Below are 20,021 nucleotides of genomic sequence, written 5' to 3' on the forward strand. Positions count from 1 at the left end.
TAACCGATCTGACCGTGCCCCTCGCCTCAAGACGGAACCTGCCTCCCCTGCTGAGGCTTTAGGACCTCAAGGGGCGGCGCGATCCGCTTCACAAAGCGTCAACAGGTCAGCGTCATGGTCAAGCCCTTCGTCATCAACAAGCCGGTTTTCTTCGGCTCCGTCATCATCATCGGCCTATTCGCCACCGTAGGGGTGGTCTTTCCCAGTCAGGCCGATGAGATTTTCGGGAGCTTGCAATCGAGCATTCTAACGAGCTTCGGCTGGCTCTACCTGCTGGCCGTTGGCATTTTCCTTGTCACCGTCCTGCTTCTTTGCCTCGGCCGTTTCGGCAGGCTCAAGCTTGGCCCTGACGACTCGACGCCGGACTTCAAATTCGTTTCCTGGATCGCCATGCTCTTTGCCGCCGGCATGGGGATCGGGCTGATGTTCTATGCGGTGGGCGAACCCATGACCCACTTCATGGTGCCGCCCACCGCCGAGCCGCGCAGCATCCCGGCGATGCGCGAAGCCATGAGCGTCACCTTCTTCCACTGGGGCATCCATGCGTGGGCCGTTTATGCCGTGGTGGGTCTGTCGCTGGCCTATTTCGGCTACCGCTATAATCTGCCGCTCACCATCCGCTCCGGCCTTTATCCGCTGCTCAAGGAGCGTATCAATGGGCCCATCGGGCACGCGGTGGACATCTTCGCCATTGTCGGCACCATGTTCGGCATTGCCACCTCGCTCGGCACCGGCGTGACCCAGATCAACGCCGGACTCTCCTATCTTCTTGGATTTCCGGTTGGCCCTATCGTTCAGCTGCCGCTGATCGCCGTGGTTACGGGTCTAGCCACCATTTCGGTCGTGACCGGCCTCGATAAGGGCGTGCGGATCCTTTCTGAAACCAACCTCGTCGTTGCCATTCTGCTGATGATGTTCGTGCTCTTCGTCGGCCCCACCGCCGAGCTGTTCCGCGACTTCGTGCAAAATCTCGGCCTTTATTTCGACCAGCTGGTTCTGCGCACCTTCAATATCTACGCCTATAATCCTACGCCATGGATCGATGCCTGGACGCTGTTTTACTGGGCCTGGTGGATTTCCTGGTCGCCCTTTGTCGGCATGTTCATTGCCCGGATCTCCCGTGGCCGGACCGTACGCGAATTCGTCTGCGCCGTGCTCTTCATCCCGGCTGGCTTCACCTTTTTCTGGATGACAGTATTCGGCAATACCGCGATTTTCATCGACACGGGGATAGCCGCAGGGGAACTTGGCCAGGCCATCGCCAATGATGTCTCGACGGGCCTGTTCGACTTCTTCACCTATCTGCCGTTCACCGGCATCACCTCGACCCTCGCCATTCTGCTGGTCGCGATCTTTTTCATCACCTCCTCCGATTCAGGATCGCTCGTGATCGACTCCATCGCCGCAGGGGGCGAGACCGAGACCACCACCGCGCAGCGTGTGTTCTGGTGCGTCATGGAGGGGGTCGTGGCGGGCAGTCTGCTTCTGGCGGGCGGCCTGGGCGCGCTGCAGTCGGCCACCATCGCCACCGCCCTGCCGTTCACCTTTGTCATGCTGGCTCTGGTGCTGTCACTGATTATTGGGATGAAGGCAGATCTTGCCCAGCAATATGCCCATGAGGTTCAACCAGGGGCCATTCCCGCCCAGCCCGGCGCGGGCCTCACCTGGCAGCGACGCCTGGCGCTTATGCTCAAAGCCCCGACCAAGCGCGAAGTGCTCGAATTCATGGGCAAGAAGGCCAGGCCCGCTCTCGATCAGGTCGCCGAGGAGCTGACCAAGCGCGGCCGCCCCGCCACGGTCGAGCAGGAACCGGACGGCTCCATGCTCCTGCGCTCGCCCGCCGAAGGCGTCCGCGACTTCGTCTATGGGATCAGCCTGGTGGAACTGCCTCTGGCCAGTTTCTCCCCGCTCGATACCAAGCGCGAGTTCCGCTATGAGGCGCGCACCTATTTTTCGAGCGGCGGCCGTGGATACGACATCATGGGCCTCTTGCCCGATCAGCTGATCGCCGATGTGCTGGTTCAGTTCGAGCGCTACCTTGCACTCGTCAATTCGCCCGATGTGCAACTGGTGCATGGCGCGCCCGAGCACCCGGCAGGCAGCTGAGCGATAAACCCGCGCAAGGCGGTGGGATCATCGGGCCCCTGCCTTGCGTCCCCCCAGCCTTTCGGGCAAACCCTAACCATCTCGTTTGCGTTGGAGCTTCTCCGCCATGGCCGCCCATCCGGTTTCCCCGCTTGCCCCCAAATCCTTTCCGGACCTGCCCGCCATCGAGGGCGTGCGCTTTGCAACGGCAGAAGCGGGCATCAAGTACAAGAACCGTACCGATGTTCTCCTGATGGCCTTTGACGAGGGAACCACCGCCGCAGGCGTCCTCACCCGGTCAAAATGCTCTTCCGCCGCGGTTGACTGGTGCCGCGCCAACCTGCCGGGCGGGCGGGCGCGTGGTCTCGTCGTCAACTCTGGCAATGCCAACGCCTTCACGGGCGCCAAGGGCAAGGAAAGCGTCCAGCTGACCGCCGACTACGCGGCAAAGGCGCTCGACTGCACTACGGCAGAGATCTTTCTCGCGTCCACCGGTGTCATCGGCGAGCCCTTGCCAGCCAGCAAATTCGAAGGCGTGCTTGACGAAGCGGCGACCCGCCTCACGCCGACGCCATGGATCGAGCCTGCAAAGGCAATCATGACCACCGACACCTTCCCAAAGCTTTCCGGCGCCGTGCTGGAGATCGATGGCGTCGAGGTCAAGATCAACGGCATCGCCAAGGGCTCGGGCATGATCGCGCCCGACATGGCAACCATGCTCTCCTTTGTGATAACCGACATGCCCGTCAGTGCCGACGTGCTTCAGGCGCTGCTTTCAAAGCATGTGCAGAAAAGCTTCAATTCGATCACGGTCGACAGCGACACCTCGACCTCCGACACACTATTGGCCTTCGCAACCGGCAAGGCCAATGTTGAGCCTCTTGAAAGCCTTGATGATCCTCGCGCCGAGATCTTCGGGCAGGCCCTCTTCGACGTGCTCTTCGAACTCGCCATTCTCACCGTGCGCGATGGCGAAGGCGCCACCAAGCAGGTTGCCGTCAATGTGGAAGGCGCCACCGACGATGCATCCGCCTTCCGCATCGCCAAGGCCATCGCCGACTCGCCTCTCGTCAAAACCGCCATTGCCGGGGAAGATGCCAATTGGGGCCGCGTCGTCATGGCCGTCGGCAAGGCGGGCGAACCGGCCGATCGCGACCGCCTTGCCATCCGCTTCGGCGACCTTCTTGTGGCCGAGAAGGGCGAGCGCGCCGCTGTCTATGATGAAGCGGCAACTTCGGCCTATATGAAGGGCGAGGAACTCGAAATCACCGCTTCGCTCGGGCTCGGCGAGGGCGAGGCTACCGTCTATACCTGCGACCTCACCCATGGCTATATCACCATAAATGGCGATTATCGCAGTTGAGATGATTGCCGTCCCTCACCCTAACCCTCTCCCCAGAGGGCCGAGGGGAAGCATCGCGTTAGGGACCCAATCTGTTCAAGACCACCAGCCCGGTCCCCTCGCCCCTTAGGGGATAGGGGACCGGGCTGGTGGGGCTTCCATCAAAACGGATCCATCATGTCCTTCCCTTCCGCTGAAGCCTTTGAACGTGCCGGCCTTCAAGCCTGGCCCGGAATCGAGGTGAAATGGGACGGCAATTGGGTGCGCCGCGCGGCCGGCGGCTACACCAAGCGCGCCAACTCAGCCCAATGCTTCGACCCTGATGACGACGCCGATGTCGAAGATCGCATTATCGGCGCCAGCTCCTGGCTCGTCGCCCGCGGACAAAAGCCCGTCTTCCGCATCACCCCGCTCTCCGCCCCAGCCCTCAGCGACGCGCTCGACGAGGCGGGCTGGGACGTGATTGACCAATCCCATCTTCTTGCCATGCCGCTCGGCACGCATGAACCGGATAGCGAGGGCAAGCTCTTCCCGCTTCTGGATCCAACCTTCCTCGCCGCTCAGCAAAAGCTGCAAGGACACGGCGAGGCCACCATGGCAGGCATGAAGGCGCTGCTCTCGGTCATGGCGGTTCCCGCCACCGGCATCGTCGTTTACCGAAACGGCGAGCCCGTCGCCTCCGGGCTGATGGCGATCGCCAGTGAGATCGTCGTCATCGGCAATGTCGTCACCGATCCGGCCCGCCGCCGTCAGGGCTTGGCCAGAGCCATGATGCGCACCGGCCTTTCGTGGGCACACGAAAGGGGAGCAAAAACCGCGGCCCTTAACGTTCAGGGCGATAACGAAGCGGCCCTAGCCCTCTACCGTGGGCTCGGGTTCACGCACCAATACGACTATCACTACCGCATTCCGGGAGCGCCCAAATGAGCGAAAAGCCCATCCTGCTCGTCGTTGCCTGCGCCCTTGTCGATGCCGACCGACGCGTGCTCATCGCCCAGCGCCCCGAGGGCAAGCATATGGCAGGCATGTGGGAGTTTCCGGGCGGCAAGGTCGAACCGGGCGAAACACCCGAAGCTGCCTTGATACGCGAACTGCGCGAGGAACTGGCCGTGGAAACCAAGGAGGCGTGTTTGGCGCCCTTGTCGTTTGCGAGCCATAGCTACGAGCACATGCACCTCTTGATGCCGCTCTATGTCTGCCGCCGCTGGCAAGGCACGCCCCAAACAAACGAGCACAAGGCGCTCAAATGGGTGCGTCCGCAGGCCCTGCGCGACTACCCCATGCCCCCCGCCGACGAGCCATTGATCGCCGCATTGTGCGATCTGCTTTAAGGATCGGCGCTGGAGATCGATCAGGAGTCTGCTCAGGCGGAGGAACCGGAGCGCAGCGTGCGTTCCGGCACGTAAGCACCGGAAGCGGAAAGAGCTGCCGTTTACAGGCCCGCATCAGCGGAACGGTCGATCTCAGTTCCGCGCCACGATCTTGTACTTGGCGCCCGCAGTCACAGGATCGCCCGGATAAAGCGAGTTGAGAATAAAGAACAGTTCACGCCCGCCCGGAATATTGGCCATCTGCCGCGCAAGCGTTTCCACAGTATCGCCGGGCTTGGCCGTGATCACCCGCACCGACATGTTGCGGATCTGATTGAGATCGGCTGCCTCTGTCCGCCTGAAGCTCTGGATCGTGCTTTCGGCGCCCTGCGCAAAGCGCGTGCTGTCCGATTTGGCGGCGAAAATGAAGCGGTAGACCGCCCCGTCGAGCCGCATCACCGCCACGCGGAAGAACCACTGGTCTGTCTGCGCCAGGCCCGAAGCCATGTCGATGCCATTATAGCTATGGGACTTGACCGTCTCGGACTTGAGCCCGGCGATCCATCCGGACTTGAGATAATCGGTCAATGCCATGTTTGGCTGCACATCGGCGCTATCGAAGCGCACGGCCTCGCCGTCGCCAGCCACGCCCACCACGGCGCTTTGCGCCACCTGCAGCGAATACCCCTGCGGCACCTCGAAGGTGAACCGGGAGGCCGCATGGATGAATCTATTGCCGACCACCGAGCCTTGCGAAGGGCTGTCGCCGAAGGCAATGCCAGAAATGGCGGCAAGATAGCCGTCTCGGTCAGTTTCGCCCACGCCCGATGAGCCAAAAAGCTGCCGCGCCGTATCGACGGCCGTCTGAATGCGAGCCGGGGTCGACGGATGGGACGAAAGGAAGCCATCATCCCCTGCCCGGTCACCTGCCGAAAAGGCCGCGAACCGGCTCATGACGCCGAGGAATCGAGCGGCAGCCTGCGGGTCGAAACCGGCCTTGCCGGCAAACTTGATCCCCTCGCGGTCCGCTTCCAGCTCCTGTGCCTGGCCGAATGCAGCCAGCGATTGGCGCGTGCGGTTGGCGGTGGCATCGGTCGAGGTGTCGCCACCAAAAATGCCGGTGATGACGCGATCAACGATCTGCGTCGTACGCGTCTTGTCCGTGCGCGCGCGCGCATGGCGCAGCGTCACGTGAGCGATTTCATGCGCCAGCACCGCTGCAAGCTCGCTCGTGTCCGATGCGAGCGCGAGGATCCCGCGCGTGACGTAGATATAGCCGCCGGGCAGGGCGAAGGCATTGACCTCGGAAGTGTCGAGAATGGTGACCTGGAACTGCGCATTGGGCTGGTCGGCAGCCGCAAGCAGCCGCCCGACGATGCGCGCCACCATGATCTCGGCCTTGCGATCGGAATAAACCCCACCATAGGCAGCGATGATACGCGGATGTTCGCGGCGCCCGATCACCACGTCATCGGGCTCGGTTCCCTCGGGCACCACCATGGGCGCCGGCATATCGCCGGTGCGGCTGACGGCAACCGACGAGCCGGTCAGCGACGAGCACGCCGACAGGAACAGGATCGACAGGGTAAGCGCTCCAAGGCGCATGGACTTTGACACAAGCGCCGTCATCGCGTCGCCAAAACCTCGATCTGCTCGGGATGGGTGATCTCGATGCGCGGACCATCCCGGTCGTCCACCCATCCACGGATCCGCACCAGCGCCCCTTCGAGCGCCAGCGGGTCAACTCCGTCGCCTTCGAAAAGGCGCAACGCCGGAGCCTCGATAACTGCGGTGAAGTCTTCTTTCCAGAACCGGCCGAAATTGAGGAAAACGCGAGAACTCCCGCGGTCGGCAAGCAACACCCTGCCTTCCACCAATTCGTAGTGGCCCGCGCGAAGCAACAATTCGTCCGGTCTGTCCGCCGCCCGCACGCTGTAATAGGGATTGGCCCAAATGCCAAGCCGTTCCACGCGCGCCTGGGCCTCTGCGGCCAGCAAGGGCGACAGGCAATTGCGGTTGTCCGGAAAGGAATAAACCCGCGCCAGTCCGCTCGCGACCATGAACAACTGCGCCCAGATCTCGCCGCCTTCGGCTTCGACGAAAACATGGGCGAGAACGCGCTCGTGCCGGTCGATCCTTTCGCCGCCAAAACCGAGCCGGATCGGCTTGTTCAATACCAGATCGGCAAGCGCACGCTGCGATTCAGGCGCCAGCGGCCAGGTTTCGAAATCCTCCCGGCCAAGCGGCAGCTTGGGCGCCTGTGTACCGATCATGCGTATCTTGCGGCCGTCCTCGAGCACGACCGTGTCGCCATCGGTCACCTCGACCACGAGACCCCCGTGGGACATGGTGAGCGCCTCGCATGCAGAAGCGGCGCTTGCCAGAAGCGCAAAGGCGGCTGTCGATAATAGCTTGGTCCCGCGCACGAATCTGCCCCTGCAACCCTTGATTCACCATAAGGGGGAATAAGGCAAAAAAGCATTACCTGAACGATGTGCCCCACCCTCACAAGCGCGAGAGATTGCCAAGCGCTCGAGCCTCCGTCAAAACATGAGCAAAAGGAGAGCCAGGATGAGCGAAACCGGAACGATCCGCACCGGCACGGCAGGCTGGGTCTTTGCTCCCTGGCGGGGGACCTTCTTTCCGCCCGGGCTCGTGCAGAAGCAAGAGCTTCACTATGCAAGCCGGCACCTGACCAGCATCGAAATCAACGCCACTTTCCGTGGTCGTCAGAAGCCGGAAAGCTTCAGCAAATGGGCCGCGCAAACACCGCAAGGGTTCCAGTTCTCGGTCAAGGGTCCGCAGCTGGTGACCCATATCAAGCGGCTCAAGAACTGTACCGACGCGCTTGGGAGTTTCCTTTCCTCGGGCCCTTTGGCACTCGGTAATCGGCTCGGGCCCTTTGTCTGGCAATTGCCGCCCAATCTTGCCTTTGACGCCGAAATCTTTTCGGCGTTCCTCGAACTTTTGCCGCACGATCTCGATGCCTATCTGGGCCTCGCGCAAAGGTCTGGCGGCGACGACAGCGAACTTTATCTTGAGCCGAATGGCAATACGAACTTCCGGCACGCCATCGAAACGCGTCACGCCAGTTTCGACACGGCAGAAGTCGACACTCTCCTGCGCAAGCATAATGTCGCTCGCGTCATCGCTGACACCCCGGACCATCCGCGTTGGGATCTCACGGCCGATTTCGCCTATTGCCGCCTGCAGGGGCCGGCACGAAGCGACGCTCAGGGATATGCAGCGGCAGACCTCGACAATCTCGCCCAAACTCTGGATGGCTGGCGAAAAAGCGGCGTGGACACTTACGCCTACTTCGTTCACGAAGACAAACTTCACGCGCCCGCCAACGCCTTGGATTTGGCGGCAAGGCTCGACATCACGCCTTACACCTGATCACGACACCGTGCGCCGCTGGCTTTCGCCACAAACCGGCACTAATCCCTTTCTCCGAAGCGTCACCCGAGACTTTCTATGGCCCTTGCCGCCTTTCGTCCCCTCGATAAACTCGCCGCCGGATTGGCTTTTCTTCTGGGCCTCGCAACCATCCTTGCCGCCCTGGCAAGCCAATATATAGGCGGACTTTATCCCTGCGAGCTCTGCCTTGAACAGCGCTTGGCTTACTATTGGGGTCTGCCGCTGCTGGCGCTGATCCTTGTGCTCTGGAACCGCCTGCCGCTGCCGCTCTGGTATGCGGGCATGTTCATCGTCACCGGCATTTTCGTCTGGGGCACCTATATGGGATCCTACCACGCAGGCGTCGAATGGGGTTTTTGGCCCGGCCCGACTGCCTGCTCGGGCGTGGGCGACAGCTTCAGCTTCGACCAGCTCAACGCCATGACCCCTGTGATCGGCTGCGACGTCGTCCAGTTCCGCTTTCTGGGCATATCGCTGGCAGGCTACAATGCGCTGATTTCGCTGATCATGGTGGCGCTGCTGATTGGGGCGATAGTGTTCCAGGCAAGGCGGAAAGGCTAGATATCGGCGTCACGCGGTTCGCGGGCGCTGTGTACAACGCGAACGATACGGACTTCGGTTGAGGTGACCCGATAGTATACGAGTTAGCGGCCAGCCGGCATGCGACGGTAGCCTTATGGCTTTTAGAGGAGAGCGTAACGAACGCTATCGGTGGAAAGCGACCTACAGGCAGCCTCGAGCTCGAAAATAAATGTCTCGGCACGCCGTAGATTATCGAGTGCGATAAAGTCGCCTATGTCTCTCAGATCTCGCAGTGCCCTGGGAGAAAAGACGACGCGCATCAGGCAGTTTTGCGATCTTGCGAGTATCGAGATTTTAGCTCATCGAAGACTTTATCAGCGTCGAGCCAGCCGTCTCGGTCCGCCTCCGCTTCAGCCGCGATCAGGCTTGATTCCAAGTCCCGTAGCCTTGCCTCGCGCTCCTGCACCAGACGCACGCCCTCGCGCAGGACTTCGCTCTTGGAATTATAGCGCCCGGTCTCGACAAGATCGGTCACTACCTTTTCAAGGTTCGCACCCAGATCCGCACTGATCGGCATAAATCATTCTCCCGCTGAACTGGCCCAATAATAGTTATTGGATCACCGTTCGGCAAGGATCACGGCTCGAGCTCGATGTCCCAATAAAGATAGTCGAGCCAGCTCTTATGCAGGTGATTGGGCGGGAAGGCTCGGCCATTGTTATGGAGATCATGCACCGTCGGGGCGAACGGGGCTTGATGGGGGAACATCTTGATCTCGCTCGGCAACCGGTTGGCTTTTCGCAGATTGCAAGGGGCGCAGGCGGCCACGACATTCTCCCAGGTCGTCAGCCCGCCCTTCGAGCGGGGAATGACGTGGTCGAAGGTCAGATCGTCACGCGAGCCGCAATATTGGCACTGGAAGCGATCGCGCAGGAACACGTTGAAGCGCGTAAAGGCGGGATGGCGCGCCGGCTTCACATAATCCTTGAGCGAAACGACGCTCGGTAGGCGCATCTCGAAACTTGGAGAGTGGATCACCGTGTCATAGAGCGACACGATGTTGACGCGTTCGAGAAACACCGCCTTGATCGCGTCCTGCCAGGACCATAGCGAGAGCGGATAATAGCTGAGAGGCCGAAAATCGGCGTTCAGCACAAGGGCGGGACAAGCCTCAGGCGACACATGTATGGTCACGTGAGTCTCCCGAAACGGGAAGCGGTGAAGTCCATAGCCCCACTATACTAAGCCCTTTGTGTCAGGCCTGTGAAGCGGGGATGAAAGACTTATTTTACTGTGACACGCCCGAGGAAACCGGAAATGAACTCCAGCCCGTCCGGCGAAATGCCGTGCCCGGTTCCGGGACTGACATGATAGCTGACATCATAGCCCGCATCGGTGAGGACGCCGGCGGCTTCCGCGCTGTGTTCGGGATGGACGACGTCGTCGCGATCGCCATGAACGAGACAGACCGGGGGCTTGGCCAACTCTGTGCCGCCAAAGCCTTTGGACGGCAGGAAAGCGCCGGCCACCCCGATCACACCCATCAACTTCTTGTCCGCAGGAAGCGAAAGCCCGACATGGAGCGCCATCATCGCGCCCTGGCTGAAGCCCCCAAGGATCGTGCGCTCGGGCGTTATCCCGGTTTGCGCCCAGAGGTCTTCGAGCAGTTCGATGACCACCGGCCGCGCCTTGATGATGCCGGTCTGCCGACTGGCCAGACGATCCCCGGACCAGTCGATGGCAAACCATTGATGGCCCGCTCCTGTCATCGTCGCCGGCTCGGGGGCATTGGGGGACAGAAACAGCGCGCCGGGCAAGAGGTGCTGCCAATGGGGGGCGAGGGCGATCAGGTCATTGCCGTCGCTGCCATAGCCATGGAGCAGGATCACCGCGCTATCGGGCGCTTCGCCATTGGCGGGAGCCATCATCGGCCCGGAAAGCTTGGTCACAGCAGAATTCCTTCCTTGTCGCGCAGGAGCGCAAAATAGCGCCAGAACAACAGCGCTGCCGCCGAGCGATGCGGCGACCAGCCTTGCGCAAGCCCGATCATCTCCTTGATCGTCGGGCGTGCGTCAAGGCCAAGCCCGTGATGGGCCGCCTTGAGAAGGGCGAGATCCCCGGCCGGGAAAATATCGGGATGCGCGGCGCAGAAAAGCAGATAGACCTCGGCCGTCCAGGGCCCTATTCCCTTGAGCGCCACCAGGGCCCTGATCGCGTCTTCGGCCGGCAAGGCATCGACCTCGGCAAAGTTGAGGCCTCCCGCTACAACTGTCTCGGCAACAGTGCGCACGGCCAGAAACTTGCCGCGCGAGAACCCGGCGCCGCGGACCGTTTCCTCGGAAAGCAGGAGATAACTTTGCGGCTCGAGAGCTCCCGGCAACTGTTCGAACCGCCCCCAGATCGCTGCGGCGCTCTGCACGGACAGCTGCTGGCCGCAGATCACCTTGGCCATGCCGGCAAAGCCCTTGGGATTGACGCGCGGCAAGACCGCCCCGACCCGCTCGCGCATGGGCAGCAATTGCGGCACCATGGCCATGAGATTGTCGAGATGGGCTGCGACCCCCTCGGCCGTGTCGATCCGCGGTGACGCGCCGGGCGCAAAGATGGTAGTGGCAAGAACCATGTCAGATAAACCGCAACTTCGTTTTGCCCCGAGCCCCAATGGACGCCTGCATCTGGGCCACGCGCTTTCAGCGCTCGTGACCTGGGCGGCCGCCGATCATTTCGGTGGCACGGCGCATTTGCGCATCGAAGACATCGACATCAACCGGTGTAAACCCGAATTTACCGAGGCCATTGTCGAGGATCTCCATTGGCTCGGCCTCTCTTGGCCCGAACCGGTGCTGGTCCAGTCCGAACGGTTTGCCCTTTATGCCGAAGCGGCCGATCGCCTGCGCCGGCGCGATCTCATCTATCCCTGTTTTTGCTCGCGCTCCGAAATCGCCGCCCGGGCCGAGGATAAGGATCCCGATGGCGCTCCGATCTATCCGGGCACCTGCAAGCATCTAACCAATGCCGAACGCATCATCCGCTTTGAGCGCGGCGATCCGGTTCAGTTCCGGCTCGACACAGAGCGGGCGATCGAAGAGACCGGCATGCTGACCTATACGGTCATCGGCCCTACGCTCGCCGATCGCCCGCAGATCCGCTATGCCCGTCCGCAGCGCTGGGGCGATGTGGTGCTCCAGCGCAAGGATATGGGCACCAGCTATCATCTCAGCGTCGTCGTCGACGATGCGGCCCAGGCGATCACCCATGTCACGCGCGGCCGCGACATGGAGGCAGCAACCGACATTCACGTGCTCCTGCAGATGCTTTTGGGATTTTCGACGCCGATCTACCATTTCCACCGCCTTCTTCTCGGCGACGATGGGCAGAAACTGGCGAAATCACGCAGCAGCCAGACCCTCGCCGACCTGCGCAGCGAGGGTTGGACAGCCGGCGATGTCAGGCGCGCAGTTGGGTTCTAGAGCCCAGCCCGACTTTTCGCGAACGGGCCGCTAAGCCGCCTTTTTCCCCCCGACAAGCGCCCCGACCGTTGCCGCCACGGCCGCTTCGAACGGCGTTTCGAAACCGTCCCCCAGGATCGCCCGAAGTCGCGGATCGACCAGTTCCATCTCGTTGTGCCAGAGATAGCGCATGCGATAGATATCGCGCATCACCGGGTTGAACAGTCCCACCGCCCGCAGCCCCCACCAGGCTAGTGGCGCAACCTTGACCTGGTGGTCGAGTGCCGTCTCGATAGCCGCCATGACCTGCCTATTGGTCACCCAGTGGCCGGCAAAGTGGAAATTCTCGAACCCGGCGAGGGTCTGCCGCCGTTCCGCCAAAACGGCAAAGGCACGCGCCAGATCGGGCAGATAGGCCCAGCTATGGCCCAGCTCCAGCGGGCCCATATGGTAGATCCGTCCCTTGCTCAGATCCATCAGCATGGCATCGCCGAACCATTCGCCATGGTTGCCGGGCCCGAAGAAATCACCCGCGCGCAAAATGATGGTCTGGAATTTTCCGGCTGCAGAGGCCTCTTTCAGCATGCCTTCGAGCCGCATCCGAATTTCACCGCGGGGCGCCTCGGCACTTTGCCGCAGGTCCGGGGTGATGCGCCGGTCTCCGGCCCGATAATTGTAGATCGTTCCGGGAAAGAGCAGCGTCTTGCCGCTCGTGCCCAAGGCGTCAATCACCACCTGCAACTGCCGTTCCGAGCGCCCATTGCCCCATTGGTCATAGCGCAGGTGCAAGGCATTGAGAACCACATCTGCATCGGCGATCGCGCCGCGAACCACCGCCACATCGTCGGCATCGCCGGCAATGAACCGCGTGCCGTCTACCGGCTTTCGATTTGTCCGCGCCAAGCCAGTTACCGTCCATCCCGCGTCGCGAAAGGCGATCATGGCGGCATGTCCAATATGCCCGTTGCTCCCCAAAACCGTGACGTTACCCTTGCTCATCAACTGTCTCCAAAACTTGCGGGAGATAGAATTGCCTGCTACGTCTTCTTATGGCGATCTGCCAATTTGCGAGATCGGATATTCAATCATGAATAGAGAGCCGGACTGGTCCTTGTGGCGCAGCTTTGCCGCCGTGATCGAGCATGGTTCCCTGTCTGGCGCCGCGCGCGCACTCAAATCAAGTCAGCCCACGATCGGCCGTCATGTCGAGCAGCTCGAGGACCAGCTCGGGCTCTCCCTATTCGAACGCAGCCTGACCGGCCTCAAGCCGAACGACACTGCGCTCAAACTCTATGGCCCCATAGCAAAGGCGCAGGCTGCGCTGGCGGAAGCCACCATGATGGCCGAAGGCGCGCAGGACGAAACCGGTGGCACCGTGCGGATCACGGCAAGCGCCATGATCTCGAACTATGTTCTGCCCGAAATTCTCGCTGCCATCCGCGCGCTCCATCCGCGCATCGCGCTTGAAATCGTGCCCTCCGATTCAGCCGAAAACATCCTCATGCGCGAAGCGGACATCGCCATTCGCATGTTTCGCCCCAACCAGCTCGAACTCGTGACCCGGCATCTGGGGGACCTCGCGCTCCACCCTGCGGCCCATGAAAGCTATCTTGCCCGGCGCGGCCGACCGCAGACAGCGGAGGATCTCTGGCATCACGATCTTCTCGGCTTTGATCGGTCCGACGCGATCATTACCCATGCGCGAAAGCTCGGCTTTCCCCTGACGCGGGACAATTTCGCGCTGCGTTCCGATGACCAACCGCACCTCTGGGAACTCATGCGCGCCGGCCTCGGCATCGGCTTTGCTCAGGACAAGCTGGTGTGCAAGACGCCCGGCATGGTGCTGCTGCCCATAGACCTCGCCATTCCGCCCTTGCCGGTCTGGCTGACGACACACCGGGAACTATATACTTCCCATCGCATTCGAGCCGTCTATGACGCCTTGGCGAGGGGCCTTTGCGCCTATATTGAGAACTGAACCGCCACGGAGCCAGAACCTATGCAGACCCTTCTCAATATCGGCATCGCGCTGGCGCTTCTGTTTGTGATCATCGTTCTGGGCATGGGCCTTTGGAACATGACCAAGGGCGGCTCGTCCAATACCAGCCAGCGTCTGATGCGTCTACGCGTCATGGGCCAGGCGCTCGCCATCCTGCTTCTGCTCGGCGCGCTTTTTCTGTTCGGCGGTCGCGGCTAGAAAAACACCATCTGGCCAGACGGCAAACCTTATCGTCACCACCGGGCTTGTCCCGGTGGTGCATGCATCGCAAAGATGGATCGCTGGAACAAGCCCGGCAATGACGGCGGAAGGGCCTACCCCACGTGCCGGCTTCATCTATGATGACCCCGGTCCGGTCCGAGGAGACAAACGCTGTTCCTGCCCCTCCACGACGTCAATCCGCATCGTCACGTCGACTTTCCCTACATCACCTATGGGCTCATGGGGCTCACCATTCTGGTGTTCCTGTTCCAGTCACTGCAGCCGCCGTCCGCCTTCAATGACACGGCCGCCGCCTTTGGCATGATCCCGATCGTCGTGCGGGATGTTTATCCCGCCCCACTCCCCTGGCTGCCCGATTGGGCAACTCTGGTCACCTACGCGTTTCTCCATGCCGACTGGCTGCATCTTCTGACCAATATGCTGTTTCTTTGGGTGTTTGGCGACAATATCGAGGACGCATTGGGCCATGTGCGCTTTCTCGTTTTTTACCTCGCCTGCGCGGTCCTCGCGGCCCTTGCCCATCTCCTGTTCAACTGGTCCGGCAATGGCCCGCTGATCGGCGCGTCGGGTGCGGTCGCCGGCGTCATGGGCGCCTATATCCTCCTTTATCCCCATGCGCGGGTTTTCGTTCTGGCCCGCATCGTCTGGCTCATTCCCCTGCCCGTTCCGGCCTTCTGGATGCTGGGGTTCTGGGTGGCGACGCAGCTCTTTTATGGCGTCATAGGATCGGACGAGCCCGTGGCCTGGTGGGCCCATATCGGCGGCTTCCTAGCCGGCATCATCCTTGCTCCGCTCATGCGCCGCCAGGGCGTTGCGCTCTTCGGGGGACGCTGAGACTTTCTTTACGTGCGTTGGCTAAGGTGCCTGCGTCTACTGTATTGCGTCAGGACCTTGCCCATGAATACCGATCTCGCCTCGAGCCTGATGACGGCGCGCACGGCCCAGACGCAGCATTCGATCCAGGTCGCGATCGTCAAGAAGCAGCACGACATGCAGACCCAGCTTCTCGACATGCTGCTCCAGCCCGCGCAGGCGGCCCTGCCGGCCGGCCAGGGCGCGCAGGTCGACAAGACGGCGTAATTTGGTTGGGTAAAATATTGAGGGCGAAGACCCCTCACCCTAACCCTCTCCCCAAAGGGGCGAGGGGACCAGGCTGGTGACTGTGAGCAGAACCTGCCTCACACTGGATCTTATCCCCTCGCCCCTTCGGGGAGAGGGTTAGGGTGAGGGGTAAAGGCCCATCAGCCTGGCCACCAATCTAAACCCCTCATCCAGCCCTAAAGGCCACCTTCTCCCCTCAGGGGAGAAGGAAGACAGAACTTACCCTCGCAATCCGATCAGTGCCTCGACCACGGCCTGGCCGTCCGGGCTGTGCCACTCTGCCGGACCCTGCAATACCGCTAGCTCGCATGCTTCGGGATCGAGCAATAAGGTTGCCGGCAGGCCGACGGCCACCGCCTCGCGCTTGAGGCGTTCGAAGGCAGCAAAACTGTTGTCGGCAAAAAGCGGCAGGTTTTCGAACTGTCCCTCGTCAAGGAACTCCTGCGCCTTGGCGAGCCCACCTTCCCCGATATCGAGATTGATCGGCACCACTTCGAACCTGTCCGAATTATACTGGGTCGCGATCGCATCGAGCGCGGGCATTTCCTCCCGGCACGGCACGCACCAGCTCGCCCAGAAATTGACGAGCAGCGCCTTGCCGGAAAAATCGGCCAGCGTCATGTCCGTCCCATCGGCGCTCTTGAAGGCCATGTCGGCATAGCCGCGACCCTCGCCTGTGCCGTTGACGGCAGCGAGCTCGCCCACCGCTGCCTTATCGATGATCTGCGCTGCCGCCGACTGCACGGGACAGGAGTTGGCCGAGGCGGCATTGCCGAGATAGGCCCACGAAGCTATAGCTACCGCCAAACCGGCACCTCCCAGCGCCACCACCGGCACCCAGTTCCGCCGGCCTTTTGGATTGGGTGCGCTGGTGTCCGACATGGTCTCTCCGAAAGGCAAAAGATGAGCAACAAGATGTGGGGTGGACGGTTTGCATCCGGCCCCGACGCCATCATGGAAGAAATCAACGCTTCGATCGGTTTCGACCAGCGCCTCTTCCGCCAGGATATTGCCGGATCAAAGGCCCATGCGACAATGCTTGCAGCAAGCGGCATTTTGACCGAGGCCGACCGCGACGCCATTTTGAGGGGTCTAGACGAGGTCGAGGCGGAAATCGAGAACGGCACGTTCAAATTCTCGCGCTCGCTTGAAGACATCCATATGAACGTCGAATCGCGTCTGCGCGAAAAGATCGGCGATGCCGCCGGGCGCCTCCATACCGCCCGCAGCCGCAACGATCAGGTCGCAACCGATTTTAAGCTCTATGTTCGCGACAGTCTCGATCATCTGGTCGCCCAGATCCACACGCTGCAGCTCGCTCTCGTCATCAAAGCCGAGGAAGAGGCCGAAACCATCCTGCCCGGTTTTACACACCTTCAGAACGCCCAGCCGGTGACCTTCGGCCATCATCTGCTCGCCTATGTCGAAATGCTGGGCCGGGATGCGGGCCGCCTTCTGGACGCGCGCCGGCGCCTCAATGAAAACCCCCTGGGCTCGGCCGCCCTTGCCGGCACACCCTACCCCATCGATCGCGACATGACCGCCACCGCGCTCGGCTTTGACCGGCCGACGGCCAATTCGCTCGATGCGGTTTCCGATCGTGACTTCATCCTCGAAACCCTTGCTGCATCCGCCATTTGCGCCATGCATCTGTCGCGTTTTGCCGAGGAAATGGTGATCTGGTCCTCGGCCCAGTTCGGCTTCATCCGCCTTTCGGACAAGTTCACCACCGGCTCCTCGATCATGCCGCAAAAGCGCAATCCGGACGCTGCCGAACTGGTGCGCGCCAAGATCGGCCGGATCCTCGGCGCGCTGAATTCGCTCCTCGTCGTCATGAAGGGCCTGCCGCTCGCCTATTCCAAGGACATGCAGGAAGACAAGGAAGTCGCCTTCGATGCGCTCGATGCGCTTTCGCTGTCGCTGGCGGCCATGACCGGCATGGTTTCGGACATGGTTCCGAACCGAGAAAAGATGCACGCCTCGGCCTCGGCCGGCTTTTCCACGGCGACCGACATCGCCGACTGGCTGGTGCGTGAATTGAACATCCCCTTCCGCGATGCCCATCACATCACCGGCGAGGTCGTCGCGCTTGCCGAAAGCAAGAATTGCGGTCTCGAAGGCCTCACCATCGAGGATTTCAAGACCATCGACAGCCGCATCGACAGCCGTATCCATAAGGTGCTGACCGTCGAAGCCTCGGTCGCGGCGCGAAAATCCTATGGCGGCACCGCCCCCATCAATGTCTTGGCCCAGGCCGCTCGCTGGAAGTCGACCCTGACCGGGGAGGAACACGAGCCCCGCGCGCTCTCGAAAAAGAAGCATGGCGGCCATGGCGATGGCGGTGTTGAATAAAGCGCCGAACTAGCCCAGATCTTTCCTTCTCCCCGAAATGGGAGAAGGAGCCCTGAATGCCCAAAACAAAGCGACAGATGCGCCTCACCCCGCGCCATGTCGCCTATCTCCAGCCCGACATAGTGGTCGAGGCCCTGCCCCCGCCACCCGAGGGCATGACGGAAGCGACCGAGGCCGATCATCGGGAAACCATCGCAGAATTCTTTGGCCCGGACGAGCACGAGGAAGTCTGGATCTTTGCCTATGGCTCGCTGATCTGGAACCCGGCCTGCGATTTCGTCGAAGTGCGCACCGGCCTCCTCCATGGCTGGCACCGCGCCTTTTGCCTCGGTTGGAACAACCGCTTTCGCGGTTCGGACGAGAATCCCGGGCTCATGCTCGCGCTTGATCGCGGCGGCTCGTGCAAGGGGGCGCTTTATCGCCTGCCTTCCGACGCACGCGACGAGAACCTCGTCAAACTCTTCGAACGCGAAATGGGCTGGAAGCCCACCGCCTTCCCCCCGCGCATGGTCACGGTGCGCTCGGGCGAGCGCAAGATCCGCGCCCTCACCTTCTGCATCGACCGCCATTCGGGGCGCTATGTCTCGGGCCTTTCGGAAGCCGAGATCGCCGATGTCCTGGCAAGCGCGGTGGGTAGCCGCGGCTCGATGGCCGAATATCTGTTTTCAACGGTGGAGCATCTCGAGCAGATGGGCCTTCACGATCCCCACCTCTGGCGCCTGCAGCATCTCGTCGCCACCCGCATCGAAGCGGTTTATGAGGCGGATCGAGAAGTCTGACTTTTGTTTTTTTGGGCTTTGGCTTAGGGGTTTTCCCGAAAGCCCACCCAGCACTCAGGCTGTCATCCCGGCGCAGGCCGGGACCCATCCTGAGATGCCGCAAATTACCCCGATCTCAAGATAGACCCCGGCCTGCGCCGGGGTGACATCGTGCGGTTGGAACAATCGAGGATGACGCCTTGGTCCACCACTTCAACCACCGCGACGGCACGCTTTTCGCCGAGGACGTCAATGTCAACGAGCTTGCCGAAAAGGTCGGCACGCCCTTTTACGTCTATTCGGCGGCAACGCTGCGCCGCCATGTCCGTGTCGTGCGCGAGGCCTTTGAGGGCATCCCGACGCTGATGGCCTATGCCATGAAGGCCAATTCCAACCAGGCAGTTCTTACGCTGATGGCGCGCGAAGGCTGTGGCGCCGACGTCGTCTCGGGCGGCGAACTGCAGCGCGCCCTTGCCGCCGGCATTCCTGCCGAAAAAATCGTCTTCTCGGGCGTCGCCAAGACCGTCGCCGAAATGCGCCAGGGCCTGACGGCCGGCATCAAGTGTTTCAACGTCGAAAGCGAGCCCGAGCTTGAACGGCTCTCCATGATCGCGTCCGACATGGGCCTGACCGCCCGCGTGTCGGTTCGCGTCAACCCGGACGTCGATGCGCGCACACATGCCAAAATCTCGACCGGCAAGAGCGAGAACAAGTTCGGCATTCCCTTTGGGCGCGCCCGAGAGGTTTATGCACGGATCGCGGCGCTTCCCAATATTGAGGCGGTCGGGGTCGACATGCATATCGGCTCCCAGATCACCGATCTCGAGCCCTTCGGCAATGCCTTTGGCCTCATGGCCGAACTCGTCGAGGCCCTGCGCGCCGATGGCCACACCATCCACCATGTCGATGTGGGTGGCGGCCTTGGCATTCCCTATAATCAGAACGAGGATGCCCCGCCGCACCCGTCCGCCTATGCCGCTATTGTCCGCGACAAGGTCGGCCAATTGGGTTGCAGCCTCGTCATCGAACCGGGGCGGCTGCTCGTCGGCAATGCCGGGATGCTCGTCACCAAGGTTGAATATGTCAAGGAAGGCTCGTCCAACTTCATCATCGTCGATGCTGCGATGAACGATCTGATCCGCCCCACCCTTTACGAAGCCCATCACGACGTTGAACTCGTCAACCAGTCCAATTTGCCGCCCATCACCGGCGACATCGTTGGCCCCGTCTGCGAAACCGGCGATTACCTTGCCAAGGGCCGCACCATTCCCGGCGTCAAGGAAGGCGATCTGCTCTCGATCATGAGCGCGGGGGCTTATGGGGCGGTGATGGCCTCCACCTACAATTCACGCCCCCTCGTCCCCGAAGTGCTCGTCGATGGGTCCCGCTGGCATGTCATCCGCCCGAGAAAGAGCATCGAGGAACTGCTGGCACTCGATTCTGTGCCGAGCTGGATTTGAA

23 protein-coding genes are annotated in these 20,021 nt (G+C 61.6%); 14 read left to right on the top strand and 9 right to left on the bottom strand.

Annotated elements, in window-relative coordinates; genetic code table 11:
• The first annotated feature begins 114 nt into the window (after positions 1-114).
• The 4 genes from BM364_RS13350 to mutT all read left to right on the top strand — a co-directional run bounded on the left by BM364_RS13350 (position 115) and on the right by mutT (position 4,758).
• Positions 115-2,106 (top strand): BCCT family transporter, encoded by a 1,992-nt coding sequence (locus tag BM364_RS13350; protein ID WP_092425447.1) that lies wholly within the window; start codon positions 115-117, stop codon positions 2,104-2,106.
• Between the two features lie 106 nt (positions 2,107-2,212).
• Positions 2,213-3,448: a bifunctional glutamate N-acetyltransferase/amino-acid acetyltransferase ArgJ gene (gene argJ / locus BM364_RS13355; protein ID WP_092425449.1), complete on the top strand. Its 1,236-nt coding sequence runs from the start codon at positions 2,213-2,215 to the stop codon at positions 3,446-3,448.
• 156 nt (positions 3,449-3,604) lie between these two features.
• Entirely contained in the window at positions 3,605-4,354 is a 750-nt protein-coding gene (locus tag BM364_RS13360; RefSeq protein WP_092425450.1) for a GNAT family N-acetyltransferase, read from the top strand.
• Entirely contained in the window at positions 4,351-4,758 is a 408-nt protein-coding gene (gene mutT, locus BM364_RS13365) for an 8-oxo-dGTP diphosphatase MutT (protein WP_092425452.1), read from the top strand. Before BM364_RS13360 ends, mutT begins: the two co-directional genes overlap by 4 nt.
• A 132-nt stretch (positions 4,759-4,890) precedes the next feature.
• Here mutT and BM364_RS13370 read toward each other — a convergent pair whose 3' ends face one another.
• Entirely contained in the window at positions 4,891-6,366 is a 1,476-nt protein-coding gene (locus BM364_RS13370; protein WP_175528609.1) for a M48 family metalloprotease, read from the bottom strand.
• Positions 6,363-7,163: a thermonuclease family protein gene (locus tag BM364_RS13375; protein WP_244542879.1), complete on the bottom strand. Its 801-nt coding sequence runs from the start codon at positions 7,161-7,163 to the stop codon at positions 6,363-6,365. The genes BM364_RS13370 and BM364_RS13375 overlap by 4 nt, the downstream gene beginning before the upstream one ends.
• A gap of 145 nt (positions 7,164-7,308) precedes the next feature.
• Between BM364_RS13375 and BM364_RS13380 the strand changes: the two genes are divergently transcribed.
• Together BM364_RS13380 and BM364_RS13385 are read left to right on the top strand one after the other, a co-directional pair.
• The gene (locus tag BM364_RS13380) at positions 7,309-8,136 is read left to right on the top strand and encodes a DUF72 domain-containing protein (RefSeq protein ID WP_092425455.1); all 828 of its coding nucleotides are present in this window, start codon (positions 7,309-7,311) and stop codon (positions 8,134-8,136) included.
• A gap of 78 nt (positions 8,137-8,214) precedes the next feature.
• A complete protein-coding gene (locus BM364_RS13385) occupies positions 8,215-8,718 on the top strand; it encodes a disulfide bond formation protein B (protein WP_092425456.1) in 504 nt (167 codons plus the stop codon).
• Between the two features lie 122 nt (positions 8,719-8,840).
• On the opposite strand, the gene BM364_RS13390 is transcribed toward BM364_RS13385, so the two are convergent.
• From BM364_RS13390 to BM364_RS13410, 5 genes are all read right to left on the bottom strand, one after another.
• A complete protein-coding gene (locus BM364_RS13390) occupies positions 8,841-8,999 on the bottom strand; it encodes a type II toxin-antitoxin system RelE/ParE family toxin (protein ID WP_092425458.1) in 159 nt (52 codons plus the stop codon).
• Positions 8,999-9,256: a type II toxin-antitoxin system ParD family antitoxin gene (locus BM364_RS13395; protein ID WP_092425460.1), complete on the bottom strand. Its 258-nt coding sequence runs from the start codon at positions 9,254-9,256 to the stop codon at positions 8,999-9,001. Before BM364_RS13395 ends, BM364_RS13390 begins: the two co-directional genes overlap by 1 nt.
• A 59-nt stretch (positions 9,257-9,315) precedes the next feature.
• Positions 9,316-9,873, bottom strand: a complete 558-nt coding sequence (locus BM364_RS13400; RefSeq protein WP_092425462.1) for an HNH endonuclease — start codon at positions 9,871-9,873, stop codon at positions 9,316-9,318.
• 89 nt (positions 9,874-9,962) lie between these two features.
• Complete coding sequence (locus BM364_RS13405) at positions 9,963-10,628, bottom strand: alpha/beta hydrolase (RefSeq protein ID WP_092425463.1); 666 nt, start codon at positions 10,626-10,628, stop codon at positions 9,963-9,965.
• Complete coding sequence (locus BM364_RS13410; protein ID WP_092425465.1) at positions 10,625-11,302, bottom strand: DNA-3-methyladenine glycosylase family protein; 678 nt, start codon at positions 11,300-11,302, stop codon at positions 10,625-10,627. The genes BM364_RS13405 and BM364_RS13410 overlap by 4 nt, the downstream gene beginning before the upstream one ends.
• Here BM364_RS13410 and gluQRS point away from each other — a divergent pair.
• On the top strand, positions 11,301-12,149 hold the full coding sequence (gluQRS, locus tag BM364_RS13415) for a tRNA glutamyl-Q(34) synthetase GluQRS (RefSeq protein ID WP_092425466.1): 849 nt from the start codon (positions 11,301-11,303) through the stop codon (positions 12,147-12,149). The two genes, BM364_RS13410 and gluQRS, sit on opposite strands and share 2 nt — an antisense overlap.
• A 30-nt stretch (positions 12,150-12,179) precedes the next feature.
• Here the strand turns inward: gluQRS and BM364_RS13420 are convergent, their stop codons facing one another.
• On the bottom strand, positions 12,180-13,127 hold the full coding sequence (locus BM364_RS13420; RefSeq protein ID WP_092425468.1) for an NAD-dependent epimerase/dehydratase family protein: 948 nt from the start codon (positions 13,125-13,127) through the stop codon (positions 12,180-12,182).
• 88 nt (positions 13,128-13,215) lie between these two features.
• On the opposite strand from BM364_RS13420, the gene BM364_RS13425 reads away from it, so the two are divergent.
• The 4 genes from BM364_RS13425 to BM364_RS13440 all read left to right on the top strand — a co-directional run bounded on the left by BM364_RS13425 (position 13,216) and on the right by BM364_RS13440 (position 15,429).
• Positions 13,216-14,106: a LysR family transcriptional regulator gene (locus tag BM364_RS13425; protein WP_092425469.1), complete on the top strand. Its 891-nt coding sequence runs from the start codon at positions 13,216-13,218 to the stop codon at positions 14,104-14,106.
• A 21-nt stretch (positions 14,107-14,127) separates the two neighbouring features.
• Complete coding sequence (locus BM364_RS13430) at positions 14,128-14,325, top strand: twin transmembrane helix small protein (protein WP_092425471.1); 198 nt, start codon at positions 14,128-14,130, stop codon at positions 14,323-14,325.
• 243 nt (positions 14,326-14,568) lie between these two features.
• Complete coding sequence (locus tag BM364_RS13435) at positions 14,569-15,183, top strand: rhomboid family intramembrane serine protease (protein WP_244542880.1); 615 nt, start codon at positions 14,569-14,571, stop codon at positions 15,181-15,183.
• A gap of 63 nt (positions 15,184-15,246) precedes the next feature.
• Positions 15,247-15,429: a hypothetical protein gene (locus BM364_RS13440; protein ID WP_092425475.1), complete on the top strand. Its 183-nt coding sequence runs from the start codon at positions 15,247-15,249 to the stop codon at positions 15,427-15,429.
• A 240-nt stretch (positions 15,430-15,669) separates the two neighbouring features.
• Here the strand turns inward: BM364_RS13440 and BM364_RS13445 are convergent, their stop codons facing one another.
• Positions 15,670-16,332 carry a TlpA family protein disulfide reductase gene (locus BM364_RS13445; RefSeq protein ID WP_092425477.1) on the bottom strand — a complete coding sequence of 221 codons (663 nt, stop codon included), beginning with the start codon at positions 16,330-16,332 and terminating at the stop codon, positions 15,670-15,672.
• 21 nt (positions 16,333-16,353) lie between these two features.
• Between BM364_RS13445 and argH the strand changes: the two genes are divergently transcribed.
• The 3 genes from argH (at position 16,354) to lysA (ending at position 20,020) form a co-directional block, all read left to right on the top strand.
• A complete protein-coding gene (argH, locus tag BM364_RS13450) occupies positions 16,354-17,802 on the top strand; it encodes an argininosuccinate lyase (protein ID WP_092425478.1) in 1,449 nt (482 codons plus the stop codon).
• Positions 17,803-17,858: 56 nt separating this feature from the next.
• Positions 17,859-18,581 (top strand): gamma-glutamylcyclotransferase, encoded by a 723-nt coding sequence (locus BM364_RS13455; RefSeq protein ID WP_092425480.1) that lies wholly within the window; start codon positions 17,859-17,861, stop codon positions 18,579-18,581.
• Between the two features lie 179 nt (positions 18,582-18,760).
• Complete coding sequence (gene lysA / locus BM364_RS13460) at positions 18,761-20,020, top strand: diaminopimelate decarboxylase (RefSeq protein WP_092425482.1); 1,260 nt, start codon at positions 18,761-18,763, stop codon at positions 20,018-20,020.
• Position 20,021 lies beyond the last annotated feature (1 nt).

The sequence above is a fragment of the Devosia crocina genome (genome assembly GCF_900116545.1).
Taxonomy (GTDB): Bacteria; Pseudomonadota; Alphaproteobacteria; order Rhizobiales; family Devosiaceae; genus Devosia; species Devosia crocina.